The 24,895-nt window shown below is 72.1% G+C and carries 23 protein-coding genes; 16 read left to right on the top strand and 7 right to left on the bottom strand.

What is annotated here, in order from left to right:
- Window positions 1-2 precede the first annotated feature (2 nt).
- Genes N912_RS58175 through N912_RS64165 form a run of 8 tightly spaced genes read left to right on the top strand, consistent with a single transcriptional unit; the run spans window position 3 to window position 10,997 of the window.
- Window positions 3-3,899, top strand: a complete 3,897-nt coding sequence (locus tag N912_RS58175) for an amino acid adenylation domain-containing protein (RefSeq protein ID WP_245645858.1) — start codon at window positions 3-5, stop codon at window positions 3,897-3,899.
- 2 nt (window positions 3,900-3,901) lie between these two features.
- Window positions 3,902-4,840: a pseudouridine-5'-phosphate glycosidase gene (locus N912_RS0142605; protein WP_028927246.1), complete on the top strand. Its 939-nt coding sequence runs from the start codon at window positions 3,902-3,904 to the stop codon at window positions 4,838-4,840.
- Complete coding sequence (locus N912_RS65370; RefSeq protein WP_084211808.1) at window positions 4,837-6,690, top strand: HAD-IA family hydrolase; 1,854 nt, start codon at window positions 4,837-4,839, stop codon at window positions 6,688-6,690. The genes N912_RS0142605 and N912_RS65370 overlap by 4 nt, the downstream gene beginning before the upstream one ends.
- A 13-nt stretch (window positions 6,691-6,703) precedes the next feature.
- Window positions 6,704-7,447 carry a uracil phosphoribosyltransferase gene (gene upp, locus N912_RS58165; RefSeq protein WP_245645861.1) on the top strand — a complete coding sequence of 248 codons (744 nt, stop codon included), beginning with the start codon at window positions 6,704-6,706 and terminating at the stop codon, window positions 7,445-7,447.
- Entirely contained in the window at window positions 7,444-9,069 is a 1,626-nt protein-coding gene (locus N912_RS0142585; RefSeq protein ID WP_028927245.1) for an ABC transporter substrate-binding protein, read from the top strand. Before upp ends, N912_RS0142585 begins: the two co-directional genes overlap by 4 nt.
- Window positions 9,066-10,016 carry an ABC transporter permease gene (locus N912_RS0142580; protein WP_028927244.1) on the top strand — a complete coding sequence of 317 codons (951 nt, stop codon included), beginning with the start codon at window positions 9,066-9,068 and terminating at the stop codon, window positions 10,014-10,016. The genes N912_RS0142585 and N912_RS0142580 overlap by 4 nt, the downstream gene beginning before the upstream one ends.
- Entirely contained in the window at window positions 10,013-10,807 is a 795-nt protein-coding gene (locus N912_RS58160) for an ABC transporter permease (protein WP_211261594.1), read from the top strand. The genes N912_RS0142580 and N912_RS58160 overlap by 4 nt, the downstream gene beginning before the upstream one ends.
- Before the next feature lie 52 nt (window positions 10,808-10,859).
- A complete protein-coding gene (locus tag N912_RS64165; RefSeq protein ID WP_156994360.1) occupies window positions 10,860-10,997 on the top strand; it encodes a hypothetical protein in 138 nt (45 codons plus the stop codon).
- Between the two features lie 172 nt (window positions 10,998-11,169).
- Here N912_RS64165 and N912_RS0142565 read toward each other — a convergent pair whose 3' ends face one another.
- The 4 genes from N912_RS0142565 to N912_RS0142550 all read right to left on the bottom strand — a co-directional run bounded on the left by N912_RS0142565 (window position 11,170) and on the right by N912_RS0142550 (window position 14,746).
- Window positions 11,170-11,511: a hypothetical protein gene (locus tag N912_RS0142565; RefSeq protein WP_028927243.1), complete on the bottom strand. Its 342-nt coding sequence runs from the start codon at window positions 11,509-11,511 to the stop codon at window positions 11,170-11,172.
- Window positions 11,512-11,555: 44 nt separating this feature from the next.
- Complete coding sequence (locus tag N912_RS0142560; protein ID WP_028927242.1) at window positions 11,556-11,831, bottom strand: hypothetical protein; 276 nt, start codon at window positions 11,829-11,831, stop codon at window positions 11,556-11,558.
- Window positions 11,832-12,299: 468 nt separating this feature from the next.
- A complete protein-coding gene (locus N912_RS0142555; RefSeq protein ID WP_211261593.1) occupies window positions 12,300-13,595 on the bottom strand; it encodes an SLC13 family permease in 1,296 nt (431 codons plus the stop codon).
- A 38-nt stretch (window positions 13,596-13,633) separates the two neighbouring features.
- A complete protein-coding gene (locus N912_RS0142550; RefSeq protein ID WP_028927240.1) occupies window positions 13,634-14,746 on the bottom strand; it encodes a PrpF domain-containing protein in 1,113 nt (370 codons plus the stop codon).
- A 124-nt stretch (window positions 14,747-14,870) separates the two neighbouring features.
- Between N912_RS0142550 and N912_RS0142545 the strand changes: the two genes are divergently transcribed.
- The gene (locus tag N912_RS0142545; RefSeq protein ID WP_028927239.1) at window positions 14,871-15,782 is read left to right on the top strand and encodes a LysR substrate-binding domain-containing protein; all 912 of its coding nucleotides are present in this window, start codon (window positions 14,871-14,873) and stop codon (window positions 15,780-15,782) included.
- Window positions 15,783-16,129: 347 nt separating this feature from the next.
- Here the strand turns inward: N912_RS0142545 and N912_RS0142540 are convergent, their stop codons facing one another.
- Window positions 16,130-17,062, bottom strand: coding sequence for a GlxA family transcriptional regulator (locus N912_RS0142540; RefSeq protein WP_028927238.1), 933 nt, complete (start codon window positions 17,060-17,062; stop codon window positions 16,130-16,132).
- Window positions 17,063-17,134: 72 nt separating this feature from the next.
- Between N912_RS0142540 and N912_RS0142535 the strand changes: the two genes are divergently transcribed.
- The 4 genes from N912_RS0142535 (at window position 17,135) to N912_RS0142520 (ending at window position 20,938) form a co-directional block, all read left to right on the top strand.
- Window positions 17,135-17,812, top strand: coding sequence for an HD domain-containing protein (locus N912_RS0142535; RefSeq protein WP_028927237.1), 678 nt, complete (start codon window positions 17,135-17,137; stop codon window positions 17,810-17,812).
- Between the two features lie 26 nt (window positions 17,813-17,838).
- A complete protein-coding gene (locus N912_RS0142530) occupies window positions 17,839-18,264 on the top strand; it encodes a Rid family hydrolase (RefSeq protein ID WP_028927236.1) in 426 nt (141 codons plus the stop codon).
- Between the two features lie 413 nt (window positions 18,265-18,677).
- The gene (locus N912_RS58155; protein WP_051581574.1) at window positions 18,678-20,219 is read left to right on the top strand and encodes a beta-propeller fold lactonase family protein; all 1,542 of its coding nucleotides are present in this window, start codon (window positions 18,678-18,680) and stop codon (window positions 20,217-20,219) included.
- A gap of 29 nt (window positions 20,220-20,248) precedes the next feature.
- A complete protein-coding gene (locus N912_RS0142520; RefSeq protein WP_028927235.1) occupies window positions 20,249-20,938 on the top strand; it encodes a DUF1775 domain-containing protein in 690 nt (229 codons plus the stop codon).
- Window positions 20,939-21,167: 229 nt separating this feature from the next.
- Here N912_RS0142520 and N912_RS0142515 read toward each other — a convergent pair whose 3' ends face one another.
- Window positions 21,168-21,629, bottom strand: coding sequence for a MarR family winged helix-turn-helix transcriptional regulator (locus N912_RS0142515; RefSeq protein WP_064745540.1), 462 nt, complete (start codon window positions 21,627-21,629; stop codon window positions 21,168-21,170).
- A gap of 159 nt (window positions 21,630-21,788) precedes the next feature.
- Between N912_RS0142515 and N912_RS0142510 the strand changes: the two genes are divergently transcribed.
- Both N912_RS0142510 and N912_RS0142505 read left to right on the top strand, forming a co-directional pair.
- Window positions 21,789-22,442, top strand: coding sequence for an FMN-dependent NADH-azoreductase (locus N912_RS0142510; protein ID WP_028927233.1), 654 nt, complete (start codon window positions 21,789-21,791; stop codon window positions 22,440-22,442).
- Between the two features lie 31 nt (window positions 22,443-22,473).
- The gene (locus tag N912_RS0142505) at window positions 22,474-23,262 is read left to right on the top strand and encodes an SDR family NAD(P)-dependent oxidoreductase (RefSeq protein ID WP_028927232.1); all 789 of its coding nucleotides are present in this window, start codon (window positions 22,474-22,476) and stop codon (window positions 23,260-23,262) included.
- A 115-nt stretch (window positions 23,263-23,377) separates the two neighbouring features.
- On the opposite strand, the gene N912_RS0142500 is transcribed toward N912_RS0142505, so the two are convergent.
- A complete protein-coding gene (locus N912_RS0142500) occupies window positions 23,378-24,160 on the bottom strand; it encodes an SDR family NAD(P)-dependent oxidoreductase (RefSeq protein WP_028927231.1) in 783 nt (260 codons plus the stop codon).
- Between the two features lie 104 nt (window positions 24,161-24,264).
- Here N912_RS0142500 and N912_RS0142495 point away from each other — a divergent pair, with 104 nt between their 5' ends.
- Window positions 24,265-24,879, top strand: a complete 615-nt coding sequence (locus tag N912_RS0142495; protein ID WP_051581573.1) for a TetR/AcrR family transcriptional regulator — start codon at window positions 24,265-24,267, stop codon at window positions 24,877-24,879.
- The last annotated feature ends 16 nt before the right edge of the window (window positions 24,880-24,895 follow it).

The following is a 24,895-nucleotide window of genomic DNA, read 5'->3' as shown; positions in this document are numbered from 1 at the left end:
CTGTGACGCCCGTCCCACGCCGGATCGGCATGCCCACGCACCGGATCGGTGACCTGCTCGCCGGGCAGGCCCGGGAACGACCAACGGCCACCGCGGTCGTGCACGACGGCGGCTCGGTCACGTTCGCCGAGCTCGACGCGCGCGCCTCGGCCGTCGCCGGGCTCCTGCGCGGCCTCGGGGTCGAGCCGCAGGAACCGGTCGGGCTGTTCGTCGAGCCCTCGGCCGAGCTGATGGCGGCCACCTGGGGAACCCTGCTCGCCGGCGCCGCCTACCTCCCGCTGGCCCCGGACTACCCGGACGAGCGGCTCCGCTACATGATCGAGAACTCCGGGACGCGGACCGTCCTGGCCCAGCCGGACCTGCACGCCAGGCTGGCCGAGCTGGCGCCCCGGACCACCCGCATCGTCGCCCCCACCCAGCCACCACCGGCCGGAGCCGAGCCCGGCCCCGCCGCCGAGCCCGCACCGCACCACCTGGCGTACGTCATCTACACCTCGGGCAGCACCGGAGCGCCGAAGGGCGTGCAGGTCGAACACCGAGGCGTCCTCAACCAGCTGCGCTGGCTGCACGCGGCACACGGCATCGGCCCCGACCGTCGCGTGCTGCAGAAGACCCCGCTGAGCTTCGACGCCGCGCAGTGGGAGGTGCTGGCCGCCGGCCTCGGCGCCACGGTGGTCATGGCCCCACCCGGCGCCCACCGCGACCCGCATCGGCTGCTGGACACGATCATCGGGCACCGGGTTACCACCCTGCAGTGCGTCCCGACGCTGCTGCGGGCGCTGCTGGACACCGGGCGGCTGGCCGAGTGCGGCTCGCTCACCCAGGTCTTCAGCGGCGGCGAGGTGCTCCCCCGCGACCTGGCGCGACGCGTGCTCGACCAGCTGCCCGGCGCCGAGCTGGTCAACCTCTACGGCCCGACCGAGTGCACGATCAACACCTCGGCCTTCACCGTCGACAGGCGCGCCGCCACCACCGGCCCGGACGCCGTCCCGATCGGCCGGCCGGTCCCGGGCGTGAGCTACCACATCCTCGACGAGCGCGGCCGCCCGGTCGCCGCCGGCGAGGTCGGCGAGCTGCACATCGGCGGGGTGCAGCTCGCCCGCGGCTACCTGGGCCGCCCGGACCTGACCGCGCAGCGGTTCGTCCCCGGCCCGACCGGCACGGGCCGGCTGTTCCGCACCGGCGACCTCGCGCACCACAACGCCGACGGCACCGTCCAGTTCGCCGGGCGCACCGACAACCAGGTCAAGCTGCGCGGCTACCGGGTGGAGCTGGACGAGATCCGGCTGCGGATCGAGGCGCACGAGTGGGTGCGGCACGCCGCGGTGGTGGTCACCGACGACCCGAGGACCGGCTTCGCGCAGCTGGTCGCCCACGTCGAGCTGAACCCGCGCGAGGCGGCGCTGATGGACCAGGGCAGCCACGGCGGGCACCACCTGTCGAAGGAGAGCAGGCTGCAGGTCAGGGCGCAGCTCGCCGGGCTGGGCAGCCGCGACCCGGCCGAGCTGGCGCCGCACCCGGCCGTCGAGCTGCCGCCGGCGCCCGGCGGTCTGCAGCGCAGGCAGGCGTTCACGCGCAAGACGTACCGCTTCTACGAGGGCGGCCCGGCGCGCGCGGAGCACATCCTGCGCGCGCTGGACCGGGCTCCCGCCTCGGCCGGGGCGCGCCATCCCGGCGAGCTGGATCTCGCCGAGCTGGGCGAGATCCTGCGCTACCTCGAACCGCACCACAGCGACCAGCGGCTGCTGCCCAAGTACGGCTACGCCTCGCCAGGCGCGCTGTACGCCACCCAGCTCTACCTCCGCCTCGACGGCATCGCGGGGCTCCCGTCCGGGGTGTACTACCACCACGCGGCGGCGCACCGGCTGGTCCGGCTGCGCGACACCGCCACCGGCCCTCGGGGCCGGCCGTCCGCCGAGCTGCACTTCGTGGGCCGCCGGCGCGCCATCGAACCGGTCTACAAGAACAACATCCGGGAGGTCCTGGAGATCGAGGCCGGCCACATGGTGGGGCTGCTGGAACAGGTCCTGCCCGGCCACGGCCTGGGCATCGAGCCCGCCGACCACCGGCCCGAGGCGATCACCGGGCTGGGCTGCGCCGAGGAGGACCACTTCCTCGGCACCTTCCGCCTGACCCCCGGCACCGGCGCCGGCACCTGCCGGCCGGACGACGACACCGAGATCTACGTGCAGGCCCATCCCGACCGGGTGGTCGACCTGCCGGGCGGGCTCTACCGGTACCGGGCCGGCGGGCTGCACCGGATCGGCGACGACACCGTGCTGCGCCGCCACGTGATCGCCATCAACCAGGAGGTGTACGACCGCGCCGCCTTCGGGATCACCGCGGTCAGCACCGGCGGGCCCGACCGGCTCGCCTACCTGAACCTGGGGCGGACGCTGCAGCGGCTGGCCATGAACGACCAGCGCCTCGGGTTCATGGCCGCCGGCTACAGCTCCCGCACCGGCCACGACCTGCCGGCGGCGCGGCGGATGCGGCGCCTGCTCGGTACCGCCGGCCCGTGCTACTTCGTCCTCGGCGGCCGGGTCAGCGCCGAGCAGTGGCACGCCGAGGACATGAAGGAGGACGCCGTGCACATGCGCGGCCCCTCCGAGATGATCCGCGACGACCTGGCCGCCGCGCTGCCCGACTACATGGTGCCCAACCGGGTGGTCGTGCTGGACCGGCTGCCGCAGAGCCCCAACGGCAAGGTCGACACCCGCGAGCTGCTCGCGCTGGAGGCCGCGAGCGCCGCCCGGGCGCGCCACGAGCCCGTCGCGCCCCGGACCACGACGGAGCGGCGGGTGGCGCGGCTGTGGGGGCGGGCGACGGCGCGGGAGACGGTGTCGGTCCGGGACGACTTCTTCGCCTCGGGCGGCAACTCGCTCATCGCCGTCGGGCTGGTCAACGCGCTGAACGCGGAGCTCGGGACGTCGCTGCCGGTCCAGGTGATCTTCGAGCACCCGACGGTCGAGCGGCTGGCCCGCCTGGTCGACCGGGGCCCGGCCGGCGGCGCCTCACGGCTGGTGCCGCTGGCCAATGCGGGCGCGGGCCGGCCGATCTTCTGCTGGCCCGGGCTCGGCGGCTATCCGATGAACCTGCGGACCCTGGCCGGGCGGCTGCGCCTGGAGCGGCCCTGCTACGGCGTGCAGGCGCGCGGCATCAACGCCGGCGAGACCCCGCACCCGGACATCGAGCGGATGGCCGCCTCGGACGTCGAGCTGATCCGCCGGCAGCAGCCCGCCGGCCCGTACACGCTGTGGGGCTACTCGTTCGGCGCGCGGCCCGCCTTCGAGGCGGCCCACCTGCTCGAACGCGCCGGCGAACGGGTGGACCACCTGTTCCTGATCGCCCCCGGCTCTCCCACCGTGCCGGGAACGTCGGCCGGCGGCTCCGAGCCGGACTTCGCGGACCCGCACTTCGCGACGATCCTGTTCTCGGTGTTCGCCGGGGTCGTCGCCGGTCCCCTGGTCGACGAGCTGCGCCGGGAGGTGCGCGACGAGGACGGCTTCGTCCGGTTCGTCACCGCCCGGTTCGGCGGGCTGGACGGCGGGCTGGTGCGCCGGGTGACGCGCGTGGTCCGCCAGACCTACCGGTTCCGCTACTCGTTCGAGGAGCTGTCCCGGCGGCGGATCGAGGCCCCGATCACCCTCTTCAAGGCCCGGGGCGACGACTACTCGTTCCTGGAGAACGCGCACGGCTACTCCGCGCGCCGGCCCGACGTCGTCGACCTGGACGGCGACCACTACGGAATCCTCCGCGACCCGGGCGTCGACCTGCTCGTCGACGCGATCGAACGCCGGGTCCGGGACGGCGCGCCGACCCGGAGGGACCCCGCGGTGCCGCACGTGAGCATCGGGCACCACCCCGTCGCGCCAGACGCCGAGCTACTGAAGGGGTGAGCATGGGAAACCGCCTACCGCTGCGGGTGTCCGAGGAGGTGGCCGACGCGCTGCGCGACGGCGCGCCGGTGGTCGCCCTGGAGTCGAACGTGATCACCCACGGCCTGCCCTACCCGGAGAACGCGGCCACCGCACGGAAGGTGGCCGACGCCGTGCGGGCCGGCGGCGCGGTGCCGGCCACCATCGCGATCGACCGCGCGCACCTCCTGGTCGGGCTGGACGAGGCGACCGTCGAACGGTTCGCCACCGTGCCCGGCATCGCCAAGGTGAGCAGCCGTGACCTGGCGGCCGCGCTGGCCACCGGAGGCCCCGGCGCGACCACCGTGGCGTCCTCGCTGGTCGCGGCCGAGCTGGCCGGGATCGCGTTCTTCTCCTCGGCCGGGGTCGGCGGGGTGCACCGGGGCGCACAGCGGACCATGGACATCTCGCCGGACCTGGTGCAGTTCACCCGGTCGAAGGTGGCCGTGGTGTCCGCCGGCGCCAAGAGCATCCTCGACCTGCGCCTGACGTGTGAGTTCCTGGAGACGCACTGCGTGCCGGTGATCTCCTACCGGTCGGACGACTTCCCGGCGTTCTACTGCGTGTCCAGCGGGGTGCGCGGCCCGAGGCGGCTGGACGACCCGGACACCGTGGCCCGCACGGTCGAGCTGCACTGGGCGCTGGGCAACCCGGGCGCGGTGCTGATCACCACGCCGATCCGGGCCGAGGACGCTCTCGACCCCGACGAGGTCGACCGGATCATCACCGAGGCGACCGCCCGCGCCGAACGCGACGGCGTCCGGGGCGACGCCGTCACCAGGTACCTGATGCGCGCCGTGGACACCGCGACCGGGGGCCGCGCCGCCGCCGCGAACGCCGCCGTGCTGGTCAGTACCGCCGAGGTCGCCGGGCAACTGGCGTCGGCGCACGCGGCCCTGGCCAACCGGGGAGGGCGGCGATGACGAACCTCGCGATCTTCGACCTGGACGGGACGCTGGTCGACACCCCCACCGGGATCGTCAGGTCCTTCGCCGCCACGCTCACCGAGCTGGGGCTGCCGGTCCCGCCGGACGAGTCGATCCGCGCGACCGTCGGGACGCCGCTGGCCTCGGCGTTCGCCCACCTGCTCGGCCTGGGTCCGGACGACCCGCTGGTGGCGCGGGCCGTCGCCGGCTACCACGTCGCGTTCCGCGAGCTGGTCCTGCCCAAGGCGGCGGACCTGGTGTTTCCCGGCGTCGTGGACGGGCTGGCCGCGCTGGAGCGGGACGGGTTCGCGCTCGCGGTGGCCACCAGCAAGTTCCGCGCCAACGCCGACGCGCTGCTGGGCGCCGCCGGGCTGCGCGACAGGTTCCACCTGGTGGTGGGCGCCGACGAGGTGCACAACCCCAAGCCGGCGCCGGACATCGGGCTGCTGGTGCTGCACCGGCTGCGCGCCCCGGCCTCCACCGCGGTCATGGTCGGCGACACCACCCACGACCTGCGCATGGCCGCGGCGGCGGGCGTCCGGTCGATCGCCGTCGGGTACGGCGTGCACCCGCGTGCGGAGCTGGAGTCGGCGGCCCCGACCTGGCTGGCGGACACGTTCGACGAGGTGGTCGAGCTGCTGCTGGCCGGGCGGCACACGCCGGCGCCGGACGGGGTGGTGGCCCGGCTGCTGGACGACCGGAGCTACCACATCGAGTTCAACGGGCACCTCACCAACCACGCCAAGCACGCGGTGGTCGCGCTGGCCGGGCTGGGCCGGCCGGCGCACCGGATCGAGGACTTCTACCGGGGCTACGCGCAGCTGACCCCGTACGGCTTCGGGCTGGAGCCGCCGAAGCCGGACCGCCACGAGATCACCGAGTCGAACTGGACGCGTTTCCTCGGCGGGCGCACCGCGTACGGCGCCTACTGCGAGTTCTTCGACCGGCGGATCCACGAGCTGGGGTTGGCCGAGGTGCTGCGCCGCTACGTCCCGACGCTGCTGGCGGGCTGGGTCGGCGCGTTCACCCACGCCACCATCCACCTCGGCTGGGGGCTGGACGCCGGCAGCCGCTGGATGACCGTCGAGGGCCTGGCCTACCTCGCGTTCTCCTACGACTCCTGCCACCCGGAGCGGGTCACCACCGACGACACCGCCGACGCGACCGCCGTCGACTCGCTGCTGCGCATCGCCGGCGAGTGGGACCAGCGGCGCGAGGAGCTGCGCGCCTGGGCGCTGCGGGTCACCGGCGACACCTCCGCCGGCGCGCTGGCCGGGGTCCATCCCGAGCTGCTGCGCTCCGGGCTGCAGTTCCGGATCGCCCGGATGCAGGCCGAGGGGCATCCGCTGATCTACCGGGCGCCGGCCTGGCTGGACCGCCACCCGGCCGAGAGCTGGCCCGAGCTGCACCACGCCGCGACCCTGCTCTACCTCGCCGCGCCCGGCGACTTCGTGCTGCTGCACCTGATCACCTCGCTCTACGCCATGGAGCGGATCGCCGACCACCTGCCGCTGGACGCCCAGCGCGAGGCGGTGCGCGACTACTGGGTCGGCATGCTGTGCATCGTCTTCTCCGGCGCCGACCTCCCCGCCCGCCGCAAGCTCGCCGCGCTGCACACCGCGTTCGACGGCGCCGTCGACGACCCCGGCGAGCACACCGACCGGGACTGGCGGCACATCGTCGCGCGCGCCGCCGAGGAGGACGAGGAGCACAACCCGAAGCTCGTCTACGTGCTGCGCCGGGTCTGGGAGCGCACCGGCCGGCGCTCGATCTTCCGCGCCGCCGCCGCGCAGTTCACCGCCACCCCGGAACTACCGCCCAGCTTCGAGCAACCCCCGAACGAGTAGATCGGTGACGACCATGCCGTCCGCAACGACAGCGCCCACCGACCAGACGGTGGACGCCAACCTGCACCTGCTCCCCCAGACCCGGGAGCTGCACGCCCTGCACACCATCGTGCGCGACCGCTCGGTGCGCCGGGAGGACTTCGTGCTGCACGCCGGCCGGATCATCCGGCTGCTCATCGAGGCCGCCCTGGGCCTGCTCCCTTACCGGGAGCGCGCGGTCAGCACCCCGGTCGGCCAGACGTACCACGGGCTCGCGCGCGCCGGCGAGCTGTGCGGGGTGTCCATCGCGCGGGCCGGCGAGAGCATGGAGCCCGAGCTGCGCGCGGTGAGCCCCGGCGTGCCGATCGGGAAGATCCTCATCCAGCGCGACAAGGTCACCAAGCTGCCCCGCGTCTACCACTCGCTGCTGCCGCCCGACATCGGCAGGCGCAGGGTCCTGCTGCTCGACCCGATGCTGGCCACCGGCGGCACCGCGCTCGCCGCGATCCGGCTGCTGCTCGAGCACGGCGTGGACGAGCGCGACATCGTGTTCGTCAACTTCCTGGCGGTGCCGAGCGGCATAGCGGCCGTCCGCGCCCGCCACCCCGAGCTGCCGATCGTCACCTCGGCCATCGACCAGCGGCTCAACGAGGACGCCTACATGGTCCCGGGCATCGGCGACTTCGGCGACCGCTACTTCGGCACCGAGGTCACCGCGGTCACTGAGGTCACTGAGGTCACTGAGGTCACCGACGTCACCTCGGCGGGTCGCTCGTGACGCGGGGCGGGCGGGCGCTGCTCGCGGCCTCGGTGGCCGCCGCGCTGCTGGTGGCGGCCGGTTGCGCGGGCGGCGGCCCCGGGAATGGCGGCGCGGGCACCGGGCAACCGCGCCAGGGCGGCACCTTCACCGTCGGCATCCCGCAGTTCACCATCTGCTACGACGCCTCGCAGACCCCGTTCGTGCCGTACGTACACAACGCCGTGGTCGACACCCTGCTCGAACAGGACCCGAAGACCAAGCAGATCCTGCCCTGGCTGGCCGAGCGCCACGAGATCGAGAACAACGGCGCCCGCTACGTCCTGCACCTGAAGAAGGGCGTGACGTTCTCCAACGGCGAGCCGTTCGACGCGGCGGCGGTGAAGGCCAGCTTCGAAGACGCCGTCGCGCTGGGCAAGCTCGGCAAGTCCCCGCAGGCCAGCGCCTACCTGACGGGTTATGCCGGCTCGGACGTCCTGGACCCGCACACCATCGCGATCAACTTCCGCACCCCCAAGGCCGGCTTCGAGCAGGCGCTCACCGAGCGGGCGCTGGGCATCATCGCGCCGGCCACGATCAAGACCCGCACCCCGGAGCAACGCTGCGCCGAGGGCGTGGTCGGCACCGGCCCGTACGTGATCGACAAGATCGTCCCTGACCAGGAGGTGACGCTGCGCGCCCGCGCGGACTACGCCTGGCAGTCGCCGAACCAGCGCCACCCCGGCCGGCCCTACGTCGACAAGCTGGTGTTCCGGCGGGTCCCGGAGAGCGCCGTGCGGGTGGGCAGCGTGCTCAGCGGCCAGCTCGACGCGATCACCAGCATCCCCGCGCTGGACCTCGACCAGCTCACATCCGCCGGCAACGAGATCCTCTGGACCTCCGCCGCCGGCTCGGTGTACAGCTTCTTCTTCAACTACACCAAGCCGGTCACCGCCGACCCCTCGGTGCGCGCGGCGTTCCTGCACGGCATCAACCGCCAGGAGCTGGTGGACACCGCGTACACCAGCTACGACCGGCCGGCCACCGGCGTGCTCTCGCCCGGCGTGCCGCAGTACCTCGACCAGTCGGCGAAGCTGCGCTACGACCCGGACGCCTCCCGGCGGATCCTGGACGTCGCCGGCTGGGTGCCCGGCCCTGACGGCATCCGGGTCAAGGACGACCGCCGGCTGTCCGTCCGGTTCAAGTACTCCGACGAGGAGGACAAGACCCCGGCGGAGCTGTTCCAGCAGCAGCTCAGGAAGATCGGCATCGAGTTCCTGGTCGAGCAGGTGACCCGCGCCCAGCTCACCGAGTGGGAGGCGCCGAACACGGGCTGGGACATCATCGCCGCGCCGCTCACCCGGCCGGACGCGGACATCCTGCTCTCCCGCTACCACCCGGAGTTCAGCTGGTGGCTGGGCGGCCAGAACCTGGACCCCTACCCGGAGGTCACCGCGCTGCTGGAGCAGGAGGCCGCACAGCTCGACCCGGCCCGGCGCGCCCAGCTCGCGGCCACCGCGCAGGAGCTGATCGTGGACAACGCCTACGCCGTCCCGGTCCGCCAGGTCACCACGATCTGGGCGCTGGCCAGGCGCGCGCACGGGCTGTGGCTGACCCTGCCGTACCCGCCCAGCTTCACCGACGTCTGGGTCGACGGCGGATGACCCGGTACGTGGCCCTGCGCGTGCGCAACGCGGCGATCGTGGTGTGGGCGTCGTTCACCGTGACGTTCCTGCTGCTGCGCCTGCTGCCCAGCGACCCGATCTCGCTGAAGCTCTCCCAGGTCAGCTCCGGCGGGGCCAGCGCCGCCCGGGACCCGGCGGTGGTCGCCGCGCTCAACGCCCGCTACGGGTTCGACAAACCGATCCCGGAGCAGTACGCCGTCACCGCATGGCGGTTCCTCACCGGCGACCTCGGGGTGTCCATCGACACCGGCGTCCCGGTCGCCGACAGCCTGGCCGAGGCGGTGCCGCAGACCGCCCTGTTGGCGGCCGCCGCGCTGGCGATCTCCGTGCTGGCCGGCGGCGCCATCGCGGTGCTCGCCACCTACACCGGCGCGCGCCCGCTGCGCTGGCTGCTGCTGGCGTTGCCGCCGGTGGGCATCTCGCTGCCGGTGTTCTGGGTCGGGCTGGTGCTGCTGCAGCTGTTCTCCTTCGACCTCGGCTGGTTCCCCGCCACCGGCAACGACGGCGCCGCCGCGCTAGCCCTGCCGGCCGTCACGCTCGCCGTGCCCTGCACCGCCGCGCTCGCCCAGGTCCTCACCAAGGGCCTCACCGACGCCCTCGGCCAGCCCTACATCCAGATCGCCAGGGCCAAGGGCCTGTCCCGCGCCCGGGTCCACCTCGGCTACGCCCTGCGCAACGGGGTCATCCCGACGCTCACCCTGGCCGGGATCATCGTCGGCAACCTGCTCGCCGGCGCGGTCATCACCGAGACGGTGTTCTCCCGCGTCGGGGTCGGCCGGCTGACCCAGGCGGCGGTCACCACCCAGGACTCCCCGGTGGTGCTGGCCGTGGTGGTGCTCTGCGCCGTCGCGTTCGCGGCCACCACGCTGCTCGTGGACCTGGTCTACCCGCTGGTCGACCCGCGCATCCGGCAGGCCCGGCCGTGATCCGCCGGCTCGGCCTGGTCGTCTCCGGGCTGGTCGTCTCGCTGGCCGTGCTGTGCGCGCTGGCCCCGGCCGCCCTCACCCCCTACAGCCCCATCGACGGCGTCCCGACCGACAAGTTCCAGTCCCCCGGGCCTCGGCACCCGTTCGGCACCGACGCGCTCGGCCGCGACCTGCTGGCCAGGGTCATCCACGGCACCGGCACCTCCCTGGGCGCCGTGCTCGTCGCCGTGCTGGTCGCGTTCCTGGCCGGCACCGCGCTCGGCCTGCTCGCCGGATTCGCCGGCGGCCCGGTGGACGAGGTGCTGATGCGCGTGGTGGACGTGCTGCTGTCCATCCCGTCGCTGCTGGTCTCGCTCATCGTGATCACCGCGCTCGGCTTCGGCATGGCCAACGTGGCGATCGCCGTGGGCGTCGGGTCCGTGGCCGCCTTCGCCAGGGTGATGCGCTCGCAGGTCATCAAGGTCCGCACCGCGACCTTCGTCGAGGCCGCCAGGGCATGCGGGGTGCGCCGGCCGGCGCTGCTGTGCCGGCACGTGCTGCCCAACTCGGTAGGCCCGGTGACCGTCCTGGCCACCCTCGAACTGGGCGTTGCCGTGCTGTCCATCTCCGCGCTGAGCTTCCTCGGCTTCGGCGCCACCCCGCCCAGCCCGGAGTGGGGCGCCCTGGTCGCCGACGGCCGACGGTTCATCGCCACCGCCTGGTGGCTGAGCACCCTGCCCGGCGCCGTCATCGTGGCCGTCGTCCTCGCCGCCAACCACCTCGGCCACGCACTCGACACCCGCACCCGATAGCCCCCGCATTGTCCGAACCAATCCTGTCGGGGTCTCCGGGCACGATGCCGACATGACGGCGAACATGGGCTGGCGCACGCACTTCTGGCAGGCCGGGCGGACCGACGCCGTGGCGCATGGGCTCGCTCAGGGGTTGCGCCGTGAATGGCTGGACTTTCCCACCGATGAGTCGACCGGCGAGCTGGCCTGAACCCGAAACACACAGACCCGCGGCGGCGCCGATTACCGGATCGAAGGCGACTTCTACCTCGCCTCCAGGCACAGTGAACCAGGATTGGTCAGGGGCGTGCCCCGGTGATCGCTCCCCCTTGATCACCGGGGCACGGGCGACGCAGGAGAGTATTAACGCCGCGTCATCGACCTCAGTGGCCGAAGATTTTGTTGTTGTTCCCGATGCTCGGGCACACGGCGGGCTTTTCGAGGGAACCGGCGATGGCACCGTTGATGTGCTTGGCCACGATGTTCCCGAGGAGCTGGAAGCCCTTGTTGATCTGCGTGGTCTCCTCGTGGCTCGAGCAGTCCGGCGAGTTCTTGTCCCGGTCCCCGTGGCCATGGCCGTGACCGTGGCGATGGTGACTGCCGTGATCCGAACCGTGGTCGGAGTGGGAGCCGTCCGAGTCGTAATCACCCGCGTACGCCACGCCGGTGATACCGACGGTGGCCGCGACGACGGTCGCGGCCGTGACGATGGCCTTCTTCAGCATGTTGACACTCTCTTTCGTTCGACACGCACCGGCGCGCTACGGCCTCAGCGACTGAAGACCTTGTTGTTGTTCAGGACGCTCGGGCACAGCCCTGGCTTTTCGATGGAACCGGCGATGCCGCCATTGAGGTGCTTGGCGATGATGTTCCCGATCACCTGGGTTCCCTTGTTGACCTGCTTGGTCTTCTCGTGGCTCGAACAGTCGGGGTTGTTCTCGCCGTGGGCGTAGGCCACGCCGGTGGTACTGACAGTGCTCACGACCGCCGCCGTGGCAACTACCCCGATAGCGGCGGCGGCCCTGGTGATGACCTTCTTCAGCATGCTGACATTCCCCTTCGGTCGACATACTCCGATACTCCGGCCAGCCCCCACTCATTTGCCGGAGTCCCCTCACCCGGACGCAACGGAATGGGTTGCGTTGACGTAACGGTGCGACACGCCGATTAGGCCACCCGAGTGAGCGCTATTCACCATTCGGTTCCGGCCGTGGTTTTACACTTCATTCCGTAACCGGACCCAATTAAGTAAGCACAACAACCACGACAACCACGCCCACACGGCTCAGGGGCACCCGTCGGATCCGATAGAGTGCTATCAAATCGCGTTCGGCCCCGCGCCGGCGCCGCCGATCGGGGCCGGATGGCAGGCGAGTCGGGGCGGCCGCCCTGGGCACGTCCAGGCGCACCGGCCCGGAACCGTTACCCCCAGTGATCAAAAACTACGCTCCGCGTCCGCCCCTGGGCACGGCCGCGGCCCCGGCAACACGAGCGGCTGGTGCTGCTCCCTCGGTCAGGTGCCCGGCAGGACCAGGATCACCCACGCCGCCACCGGACCCAGCGCGACGATCGCGCAGGTGTAGGCGATCACCTGGCGGTAGAAGCGAGCGCGGTCGACGCCTCGGGCGTTGGCGAGGACCAGCACGCCGTTGGTGGAGAACGGCGAGACATCGACGATGGTGGTGGAGATCGCCATCGCGGCGACGACACCGGCGGCCGGGAGCGAGCCGGTGAGCAGCAGCGGGATCGCCATCGGGATGACGGCGGTCAGGATGGCGGTGGACGAGGCGAACGCCGAGGTGATCGCCACGACCAGGCAGAGCACGAGCGCGACGACGATCGGAGCCCCGAGACCCACGGCCGCCTTCGAGACCATCTCGATGGTTCCGGTGTGCTCCAGGATGCCGACGTAGGTCACCATCCCGGTGACCAGCAGGATCGTCGGCCAGCTGATCCCGTCCAGCGCCCGGTGCAGGTTCGGTCGGTCCAGCAGCCCGAGGACCGCACCCGCCGCGAGGGCGAGGAACCCGATCTGCAGGTGAAAGGCCAGCGCCCCGATCACCAGCCCGCCGAGCGCGAGCAGGGTGACCCGCTGCTGCCAGCCCACCAGCGCCCGCCGCCGCACCAGCGTCGACACCCCACCGCCGGCGGGCGAGTCGACGTCGTCGGTCGGCTCCTCGGGTCCGGCCGCCTCGTCCGTGAAGCTGTCCTCACCCCGCCGCCTGAGCAGCGCGAACGTGACCAGGGCGAGGAGCAGGTTGAACCCGAGGCTGGCGAGGAAGACGGTCGCGGGCGGCACCGTGAGCGCGGTCTTGCCGACGATCCCGAGCACCAGCGCCCCGGACACGGCCATCGGGGAGAACGCCCCGGCGTGCGCCCCGCAGATCACCATCATGCCGATCATCAGCGGGCTGATGCGATGCCGGAACGCGAAGTTCATGCCCACCGGCGCGAGCAGCGCCACCGCCGCCGGGGTGAACGTCCCGAGCGCGGTGAGCACGGCCGCGACGGCGAACAGCACCCACGGAACCAGCGCCACCCGGCCCCGCACCAGCCGCACGCCGCCGTCGACGAGCAGGTCGATGGTCCCGTTCAGCTTCGCCACCGAGAACAGGTACGTGACGCCGACGACGGTGATGAACAGCGACACCGGGAACCCGTCGAAGACCGCCTCGTCGTCCAGCCCGAGGACCAGGGTGCCGACCACGAACGACCCGACGAACGCCAGGATGCCGATGTTGATCGGCAGCACCGTCGCGACGACGAACATCGCGCCCAACACGAGTATCGACAGCAGCTGCGCTGACATCATTGTCCTCATCACCTCGGCTCGGAGTGTTGTCCTGGCTAGCCTGCGAGTCGCGCGAACGCCTCGCCCGCGTGGACGGCGGCAGGCCGGCCGGGCAGGGTGAGCGTGGCGTCCGCGATGCGTCGAGCGGTGCGCAGCACGCCCACGGCGGGCCGGCCGTCGACGAGCCGGGTGCGGGTCTCGATGACGCCGGCCGGTGACAGCAGCCGCAGGCAACGCCCGGGCCCGTCGCCGACCAGGGCGTGCACCACGGTGCCCGGAGACCGGGCGGCCTCGGTGAGCGCGATGCTCCCGGTCATCGCCAACGCGGGGTGCGCCCGGCCCATCGAGAGCATCCGCACCGTCAGGTCGGCGCCCCGGCCGGCGGGCGGCGGCGCGACCAGGGCGAGCTTCGGCACGGCTCGCTGCGCGGACTCGGGCGCCTCGGCCAGCCCCATCCGCACCGCCGCCTCCCGGCGCAGCTCGTCGAGCCCGCGCAGCAGGTCCGGGCGGGCGTCCAGCTCGGCCGCCGTCTCCCCGCCGCTCAGCCCGACCTCGGCCGCCGGCACGATCACCACCGGCGCCGCCGCGTCGATCAACGTCGCGCTCACCCCGCCGGACAGGGCCTGCGCCGGTCGGCCGGTCGGGAACAGCGCCCCGGTGGTCCGGCCCGCCGGCTCGACGAACCACAGCCGCACGGCGCTGCCCGGGAACACGACCCCGGGAATGACGGCATCGCCGTTCTCCTGCAGCACGCCGCCCGGGGTGGGCACCTCCAGCAGGATCGACTGGCCGGTGTTGGTGTTGTGCACCCGCACCGCCGTGGTGCCCTCGGCCGCCGCGACCCAGCCCCGGCGCACCGACCACGGCCCGACCACGGCGGCGCAGTTGCCGCAGTTGCTGCCCCAGTCGACCCGCCGCTCATCCACCGCCACCTGCGCAAAGGTGTAGTCGACATCGGCGTCGGCGCGCGCCGAGCGGGACAGGATCACCGCCTTGCTCGTGGTCGAGCTCGCCCCGCCCACCCCGTCGAGCTGGCGCGGGTCCGGGCTGCCGTAGAGGCGCAGCAACACCTCGTCGGTGCCCCGGCCCGGGATGTCCAGATCGTCACGGTCGAACACCCAGCACTTGCTCGTGCCGCCGCGCATCCAGGTCGACGGGATCTCCCGCACCGGTCACCTCCCGGAGGGCTTCGTGCCCTCGTCGAACAAGACTGTGCGGCCTGGCGACCGTGCAGCACAATCACGACTTGGTGCAGACCCCTGAAGCACTGCTTCACGCTCGAGGAGGTTCGAGGTGCTCGACGTCCACCGCCTGACCCTGCTCGCCGCTGTGATCGACTCCGGGTCGATGACCGCCGCGGCGCAGCGGCTGCGCTACTCCCCCTCCGCGGTCTCCCAGCAGCTCCGCAAGCTCGAGGCCGAGGTCGGCCAGCCGCTGCTGCACCGAAGGGCCAGGGGCATCACGGCGACCGAGGCCGGCGTCGTGCTGGCCGCGCACGCCCGCCGGATCGACCGGGCGCTCGCCGCGGCCCAGGCCGACCTCGCCGAGCTCGCGGGCCTGCGCCGGGGCACGCTCGACATCGGCACCTTCCCCACCATCGCCAGCTCGCTGCTCCCCCTCGCCGTCAGCCGGTTCCGCGCCCAGCACCCCGACGTCGCGCTCACCGTCCGCAGCGCCCGGCTCGACCACCTGCGCGCCATGCTCGAGGACGGCACCGTCGGGATCTCCCTGCTCTGGGACTACGCCTGGAGCCGCATCGATCCCGCCGACTTCGCCCTCACCCTGCTCCTCGACGACCCCACCGCCCTGGTCGTCGGCGCCGGGCACTGGGCCGCCGGCCACCGCGAGATCACCATGGGCGAGCTGGCCGGCGAGGACTGGATCATCCGCGCCCACGACCACCCGGTCGCCAAGGTCCTGGAGCGCGCCTGCCGCGCCGCCGGCTTCACGCCCCGGATCGCCTTCCACGCCAACGACTACCAGGAGGCCCAGGCCATGGTCAGCATCGGCCTCGGCATCGCCCTCGCACCGCGAACCGCCGTGATCAACAAGCACCCCCGGGTGCGGGTCGTCTCCCTCGGCCGCACCGCACCGGCCCGCCGGATCCTGCTCGCCCACCGCCACGAACGCGTCAGGGCACCCGCCGAGCTCGCCATGCACGAGATCCTGGTGGGGACAACACGCGAGTACCGCCCCACCGAGTAGGCCGTGTTTGAGAAGTCCAGGTCGATGGGCTTCGTGATCCAGGTGGTTCCTAATGAGTCGTCGCGGGTCAGCTGTGCGGCAGACTCGCTGCCTGGTAGCCGCCAGCAGGTGAGCACTCGTGGTTCCTGGATGTTGAGCCCTGTTGCCAGATCGTGCCCCTGCTGGTCGGTCGGGGGGACGGATCGCTGATGGGATGTCGTGCCCGTCTGGCAAGGCGGAGGTGAGCCCGGGTACCGGGTTTGTACCCGGGCTTGCCGACAACGCCGCCAGGGCCGCCTGGGCGCGAAGACCGCGATCAGGGGCTTCTCAAACATGGCCTAGCGGCGCGGGCGCACGCCAGCACCGCGTCAGCGCGTGAAGGTGCGCCGGTAGGCGGTGGGGGTGGTGCCCAGCGCGCTCCGGAAGTGCAGCCGCAGGTTGGCGGCCGTGCCCAGCCCGCAGTCCCGCGCCACCCGATCCACCGGGTGGTCGGTGGTCTCCAGCAGTTCGCGTGCCCTGCCGAGGCGGGCGTCGCGCAGCCACCGCAACGGGGTGGTGCCCGTCTCCTCGGCGAACCGGCGCATGAAGGTGCGCTGTGCGACGCCCGCGTGCCGGGCGAGCAGGCGCAGCGTGACCGGCTGGTCGAGCCGGTGCAGCGCCCATTCCCGGGTGCCGGACAGCGACGCGTCACCGGCCACCGCGACCGGGGCCGGCACGTACTGGGCCTGCCCGCCGTCGCGGTGCGGGGCGGCCACCAGGCCGCGAGCGATCCGGTTGGCCACCACCGCCCCGAGGTCGCGGCGCACGATGTGCAGGCACAGGTCGATGCCGCAGCACACCCCGGCCGAGGTGAGCACGTCCCCCTCGTCGACGTAGAGCACGTCGCGGTCGACACTGACGGCCGGGAAGTCCCGCGCGAGGTGCTCGATGTGCTTCCAGTGGGTGGTGGCGTGCAGCCCGTCCAGCACGCCCGCCTCGGCGAGCGCGAAGGCGCCGGTACAGATCGACACCACCCGCCGGCCCCGGGCGCGGGCCTCGGCCAGCACGCCGAGCGTGGCTTCCGGCGGCCGCGCCAGCGGCTCGAACCCCGGGACGACCACCGTGTCGGCGGCCCGCACCTGCTCCAGGCCCGCGCCGGCCACCAGGGCGTAGCCCGCCGTGGTGGCCACCGTCGAGTCGAGCGCACACACGGTCATCTCGTAGGGGGTCTCCTGCCGGGCGTTGAAGATCTGCGTCGGGATCGCCAGGTCGAGCGGGGTGACCCCGTCCAGCGCCAGCACCGCGACTCGATGCACCACCATGGCAAGAATCTATCGAAATAGGGCGAACTTGCCACTCACCAGGTCAGGGCGGTGGCGGCCACCCTGGAGGGCATGACCGGACCTACCGCTACCGACCGGGCAGCCCTGCTGCCCGGCACGCCGCTGGCCGACGCCGTCGTGCGCCTGATCCGACCGGTGGAGAGCCCGTCCGTGTTCAACCACAGCATCCGCAGCTACCTGTTCGCCCGGATGGCGGCCGCTCGCCTCGCCCTGGTCGCCGGCCGCGACTACGACGACGATCTGCTGTTCGCCGCGTGCGCGATGCACGACCTCGGCGTGGCTCCCCGGTCTTCGGACGGGCCGCGCGGTCAGCGGTTCGAGGTCGAGGGCGCCGATCGGGCCGCCGAGTTCCTCATCGGGCGCGGCGTGCCCCCGGCCGACGCCGACCAGGTCTGGCTGGCCATCGCCCTGCACACCTCTCCGGGCATCGCGGAACGCCGGGGTGCGCTGTGCGTGCTCGTCCGGGAAGGCGTCGCCCTCGACTTCGGCGGCCCGCTCGGCACCGACCACGTCGACGCCGTCGACGACGAGCAGGCGGACGTCATCCACACCGCCTATCCACGGCTGGACATGGTCCGCTCGCTCGTCGACGCGATCGTCGCGCACGCCGCGAGGAACCCGGGGTGCGCACCCCGCTACGCGGTTCCCGGTGAGCTCCTCCGCGAACGCGAGGCCTTCGGCCGGACCCGGCTGGAGCACGCCTGCCGCACGTCCCGCTGGGGCAACTGACCCGTCAACAGAAAGGACCCCGCACGATGACCACCCACACCGTCGAGATCCCCGAGGATTCCGAGGTCTTCGGGCAGACCACCGGCGCGTTCGCGCGCTTCGGCTACTCCGCCGCGGTCCGCGCGCACGGCCTCCTGTTCATCGCCGGAACGATCGGCCGCCGCGCCGACGGAACCATCCCGGACACCGTCGAGGAGCAGACCGAGATCGCCGTCCGGCGCATCGAGGAGATACTCCGGCTGGAGAACCTCGACCTCACCGCCCTCGTCGACGTCACCAGCTACCACGTCGACATCCACCGGCACCTGCCGGGATTCGTCGAGGCCAAGCAGCGTCTCATCAAGGCCCCCTACCCGACCTGGTCGATCATCGGGGTGAGCGGCCTTGCCAGCCCGGGCCTGCTGGTCGAGATCCGCGCGACCGCCGCCTACCCCGACGACACATCCCGGTAGGTCCCGATTCCGTGGCTGCCTGCGCGGCCCCTGTTCGCGGTGGCGTCGCGACGCTCATCGCTCCCGCCCGCCGGCCGACCAGGGTGTCATTCGTTCGAAGACGCCGTCGCGCGGGACCAGCGCGTGCAGGGGTGCGCCGCCGAGATGCGTGAGGAGGGCGGCGTAGAGGCCGGGGTCGGGCGGTGCGATCGGGAGTAGTCGCAGCGATCCGGCGAGGACGACCGGGACGCCGGCCGACGATTTCTCCGGTCCGCAATAGTTTCGTCAGATCCGCGGCAGGGTCCATACAACTCGGAAGTTCGAAACAATGTCTTACGAGCCGCCACGCGCGCTGTTATGCCTGGACGATCCGGGGCACGATCGGAATCGAAAGCCTACGTAAGTCCGAATACCCGGAACGACCAGGAGAAAGAATGATTTCCACACGTCGTGTCGCGTGGCTGTCGATAGCCACGCTGGGGCTGGGGGCCGCCGGGCTGGCCGTTTTCTCCCTCGTCAAGGCCGGCCCCGAACCGGCCGCCGTGTCCGCTCGGCAGCCGGTTCCGGTCTCGGCCCAGGATCGCGTCTACACCGCCGACCAGACGTCCAACACGGTCACGGTGATCGACCCGTCCACCAACACCACGCTGGGCACCATCGCGCTGGGCAGCCAGCGGGTGAACAACACGCTGAGCCCGCAGTACCTCGGCGACGTCGGCGTGCACGGCCTGACGTACTCGCCGGTCGGCAAGCGGCTGGCCGTCACCAGCGTCACCAGCAACACCGTCCACATCGTGGACACCGAGACCAACAAGGTCCTCAACACCACCGATGTCGGCCGCGCCAGCCACGAGGGCAGCTTCACGGCCGACGGCAAGGAGTTCTGGATCGCCAACCGCGGCCGCAACACCATCTCGGTCGTCGACACCGAGCACGGCGGGGTCATCACCAACGTCGACGCCGGCGACAACCCGTCCAAGGTGCTGATGAGCCCGGACGGGACGCTGGCGTACGTCAACCACATCACCATGCCCGAGATCACCGTGATCGATGTGAGGTCCCGCCAGGTCAAGGACCACATCACCGGTCTGGCCTCCCCGTTCTCCTCCGACCTGGCGATCTCGCCGGACGGCACGCAGCTGTGGGCGCCGCACAAGCTCGCGGGCAAGACCACCGTCGTCGACCTGGTGCACAACAAGGTCCGGACCGTCCTGGACACCGGCCCGGACACCAACCACCCGAACTTCGCCTACACCCCCACCGGGGAGAGGTACGCCTACATCACCGAGGGCGGGCTGGACGACACGGCCGTCTACCGCCTCAACGGCGAGCAGCCCCCCACGCTCGTCACCAGGATCAAGAACAGTGGGCACGCCCCGCACGGCGCGTGGCCCAGCGGTGACGGCTCCCGCGTGTACGTCGGCCTGGAGAAGTCCGACCTGCTCGACGTGATCGACACCGCCACCAACAAGGTGACCAGCACCGTCAAGATCGGGCAGGAGCCGCAGGCGGTCGTCTACGCCACCCGGGCCGCGGCCCCCGGCAGCGCGGCCAACCTCGGCCGTCAGGGGCTGGGCCAGCAGGCCCGCGACGTCCCCACCACGCTGCCCGACGGCACCGACGGCGACACCCTCGACCCGGTCGCGGGCCGCAACCTGGAAGCCACCATCCGCCCGGTCGGCGGGCTGGACATGATCCAGATCCAGGCGCGCCGGCTCGCCGCGAACACCATGTACCAGGCGTACTCCGTGGACGACACCGGCAAGAGGTCCATGATCTTCACGTTCCCCACCGACTCGACGGGCAACACCCCGATGGCGCTGTCCTTCGGCGTCTTCGGCGGCACGCGCATCGCCATCGAGGCCAAGGGCGCGGTGACCCCCGTCCAGAAGGCCGCCTTCCTCGCCAACGCCGAAGCCGGCGGCCACGCCCACGCGGCGACGACCGGTGAGCTCACGTTCTGCGACTGCTGCTGATCCCCCGGCCCGAACGGAGAGGACATCCCATGTTCAGCCGCGCTCGACGGCACGCCGCCCGCCTGTTGACCATCGCCGTGATCGCCGCCGGAGGTGTCCTGCTCGCGCAGGGGTCCGCCTGGGCGCACGTCCGGGTGATCGGCAACGTCATTCCCGGACAACCCGCCACCCTCCAGTTCCGCGTCCCCAGCGAGCTGACCGACGCCACCACCGTGCGGCTCAACCTCGTCGTTCCCCCGGAGCTGCGGGTCACCGCGGTGCCGCCGGTGGACGGGTGGACCGAGCAGACCGTCGCCGGGGCCAACGGCCAGCCCACCCGCCTGACCTGGACCGCACGGTCCGGACACGAGATCCAACCCGCCGCGAGCGCCATCTTCCCGGTACAGGTCGGCCCCATCCCGGATGTGTACGCCGTGACCTTCGACGCCGAACAGGTCTACTCCAACGGCACCATCGCGACCTGGAACCAGAAGCAGACCGGCCCCAAGGAACCCGATTTCCCCTCGCCGGTGCTCGTCGTGAACCCGTCCGCCAAACCGGCCGCGGCCTCGGGCGCCGGGTCCACCGCGCCGTCGGTCACCGCCACGAGCGCGGACTCGGCCGGCGCCGGACAGGCCGGCCCGTCCGCCGGGCCACTGGCGGCCATCGGCGGCGGCGTGCTGGTCGTCGGCGGTCTGGTCACGACGGTCCTGCTCCGGCGGCGCCGCGGTGCGACGTAGCTCCCGGCCCCACGAAGCCGATGGCGCCGGAGACCGACACCAGCACGCTGCACGACCTGAACGCGGCCGCGTCGGCGTGCGACCGGCCGCACGTGCCGCACGACGGTGCCGTCGTCGCGTCCGGCACACCGGCGGAGGTCCTCACGCCCGACCTGCTGGCCGGCGTGTTCGGGATACGCGCGGCCGTCATCGAGCACCCGCTCACCGGTGACCCGCTGATCTCACATCGTCACGACGCCGGCTGCTCCGCGCGCAGGTTGTCCAGGATCTTGGTTGCGATCTCGGCGAACCGGTCGAGCTCCTCGGGGGTGAGGCGGTCGACGAACAGGCGCCGGACCTCCTGGGCGTGGCCGGGCGCGGCCTCCTCGAGCGCGGTGAGGCCTTTCGCCGTGAGCACCACGTCGATGCCTCGGGAGCCGCACCGTTCCCTGGCGATCAGTCCCCGGTTCGACATCCGGGTGAGCTGGTGGTGCAGGCGGCTCTTCTCCCAGTCGGCCGCCCGGCTGAGCTCGTAGGCGCGCGCCCGCCCATCGGGTGCCTCGGACAGCAGCGCGAGCACCGTGTAGTCGGCGTTGGACAGGGAGCTGCTGGCCTGCAGCTGCTGCTCGATGCGGGCGCGCAGGAGCTCCACCATCTGGATGGACGTCCGCCATGCGCGCAGCTCGTGCTCGGTCAACCCCTGCCGCTCCATGGAGCCATCGTAGCCACGAGTTGACGAATCAACTCTTAGGGCGCGGTGGCGTGACCGCCCGGTCGGAGACCCGCGCCACAGTCAGTTGATGCATCAACTCGATGCGGCATAGCTTCGAGGTGACACATCAACTCCCTGGTTGTGAAAGGTCGATCCACCGTGCAGCTTCTCCGAGTTGACTCCAGCCTGCGGACCACCGGGTCGGTCAGCCGCGCCCTCGCCGACACCGTCGAACAGGAATGGCGCCTGCGACACCCGGCCGGCACGGTGACCCGCCGCGACCTCGGGCGCGAACCGCTCCCCCTTCTCTGGCCGGCCGCCGTGGCGGCCTCGACGACCCCGGACCACGGGCGGACGCCGGAGCAGCACGAGGCCGCCGGCCTCACCGCCGACCTGGCGGACGAACTGGTCGCCGCGGACGCCCTGCTCGTGGCCGTGCCGATGTACAACTACGGCATCCCGCAGCAGATCAAGAACTGGATCGACCTGATCATCACCGATCCGAGGTTCGCCGCCGGCGCCCGGCCCCTGCTCGCCGACCGGCCGGCCGTTCTGGCCGTTGCTCGCGGTGGCGGCTACGCCCCGGGAACACCGCGCGAAGGCTGGGACCACGCGACCCCCTACCTGCACCGCATCCTCGCCGACCTGTGGCGGCTCGACCTGCGAACCGCCGAGGCCGAACTCACCCTCGCCGACGCGAACCCCGCCATGCACCACCTGCGTGACATCGCGCACACCAGCCTCACCGAGGCCCACCGGGCCGCCCGTCGTCACGGCGCGGAGCTCGCTCGCCGATCCCGCGTCAGCGTCTGACGGAAGACACCGAGAAGAAAGGGAACCCGCCATGACCTACCCGGACCTGGAAGACAAAGTTGTGCTGATCACGGGCGGTGCCGCCGGCATCGGCGCCGGGGCGGCGAGGGCGTTCCTGGGCGAAGGCGCCAGGGTCGCCATCGTGGACATCTCCGAAGAGGCGCTGGGCAAGGCCGAGGCCGAGCTGGCCGCCCCGGACGGACACTTGATCACCATCGTTGCCGATGTCAGCAACGAGGACGACGTGAAACGGTACGTCGACACGACGTTGGGCGCCTTTGGCACGATCGACGTCTTCTTCAACAACGCGGGCATCCCGGGCAGAGTCGCCCCGGTCGTCGACCTGGACACCGCGGTGTTCGACCGCGTGCTCGCCATCAACGTGCGCGGTGCGTTCCTCGGCCTCAAGCACGTCCTGCCGGTCATGTACGCGAAGCGGTCCGGGTCGGTCATCAACACCTCGTCGATCGCCGGCCTGGCGTCCGGCATCGGCCTGGGTGCCACCGCCTACGTCAGCTCGAAGTTCGCCATCACCGGCATGACCCGCCTGGTCGCCATGGAATCGGCCGCGCACCACGTACGGGTCAACTCCGTGCACCCGGGCATGACCAACACCGCGCTGTTCCACTCCACCGCGGTGATGATGACCGACGAGGGTGGCGACGTCGATGCCACGCGGCGGGCCATGGAGTCCAGCATCCCGCTCGGCCGCTTCGGCGAGACCGCCGATGTCGCGAACATGGTGCTGTTCCTCGCCTCGGACGCGTCGTCATTCGTCACCGGCTCGCAGTTCCGCGTCGACGGCGGCCAGCTCACCTGAGGCCCGGGAGGTCGGCGCGGCGCGGGCTCACTCACTCCGCCGAGGGTGGACCGGTTGGACCTCGCCGCCGGCGACGAGGTGGGGGTCGAGGTGCGAACTCGGCGCGCGCCTGCTGTCATGCCGTCTTGATCGACCCGCCGTCGATGATGTGGTCGGCTCCGGTGGTGCTCGCCGCGAGCGGTGACGCGAGGTAGGCGATCAGCGCGGCGACCTCGGTCGGCTCCACCAGACGTCCCGTGGTCATGCCCATCGTCGCGGGCAGCCCGGCCACCAGCTGCTCGCGCCCCAGCCCGAGTGAGGCGGCGAGTTGGGCGCCGTAGCCGTCGGGCGACTCCCACATGGCCGTGCGCACCGGCCCGGGCGACACCGTGTTGACGCGAACGCCCCGGGGTCCGAACTCCTCCGCGAGGGCCTTCCCGAACGCCGTAAGGGCCGCCTTCGCCGTCGTGTACGGAACCGGGCCGGCATGCGGGATCCGCGCACCGTTCGAGGAGACGTTGACGACCGCGCCGCCGCGCCGCAGCAGGCTGGGCAAGGCGGCCCGGGTCACCCGGACCGTCGCGAACAGATTCAGCCCGTAGACCTCGTCCCACTGCTCGTCGTCGAAGGACAGGAACCCGCCCGTCGCCGCGCCGTCGCCCCCGCCCACATTGTTGACGAGCACGTCCAACTCGCCCAGCTCCGCCAGCGCCGCCTCGACCAGCCGCGCCGGTCCGCCGGCCACCCCCAGGTCCACCGGGATCGCGATCGCCCCCAGGTCCTCGAGCTCCGGCGTCACCGTCCGCGCGGCCGCGACCACGCGCATGCCCTCGCCCCTCAGCGCCGCGACGGTGGCGAGCCCGATTCCCCTGCTGGCCCCGGTCACCACGGCGGTTCGCCCGCTCAGCCGCAGATCCATCCCACGCCTCCTCGATGCATCATCAACGATGCAGTAAGACTACGACTTGCAACAGAGATGTTGCAAGTCATGGCGCCACGGCTACCGTGGTGTAGTTTTTCTGGGTGTCAACGCAGCACGAACACCTCCCTATCGGCGGCAAGCCGCTCCGCCCCGACGCGGAGCGGACGGTGCACGCGATCCTGGAGGCCGCCGAACGCGTGCTCCTGGGCGATCCCTCGGCCACCATGGAACAGATCGCCGAGGCCGCCGGCGTCGCCCGTACCACCGTTCACCGGCGCTTCGCCACCCGCGAGGCGCTCGTCGACGCCCTGACCCTGTGGGCGACCGAGCAGTTCGCCGCCGCCGTCGACGGCGCGGTGTCCGACACCGCGCCACCCCTGGTCGTTCTCTACCGGGTCACCGCGGACGTGCTCCGCGTCAAGATCGGCTGGGGCTTCGCCATGACGCGGGCCGCCGGTTCCGCGCAGCCGCGGATCGCCCGGGTGCACGCCGACGTGCTGGAGCAGTGCGACCGGCTTCTCCGCCGCGCACAGGCCACCGGACTCCTGCGGCCCGACGTCGACGTCGAGTGGGCGCGACGCTGCTACTACGCGCTCATCCACGAGGTGGCCCAGGGCGGAACCCCCGAGGCGGACGTCGACGCCCTGACCACCTTGATCGTGGACACGCTGCTGCGGGGTTTCGGCGAGCCCGGGCGCGCCTCGGCCGGTCTCTGAGGGCCGGTGGTCGGCC

The sequence above is a fragment of the Actinospineispora acaciae DSM 45401 genome (assembly GCF_000620785.1).
In the GTDB taxonomy this organism is placed as follows: Bacteria; Actinomycetota; Actinomycetes; order Mycobacteriales; family Pseudonocardiaceae; genus Pseudonocardia; species Pseudonocardia acaciae.
This window is presented reverse-complemented; position numbering and strand designations above follow the sequence as displayed.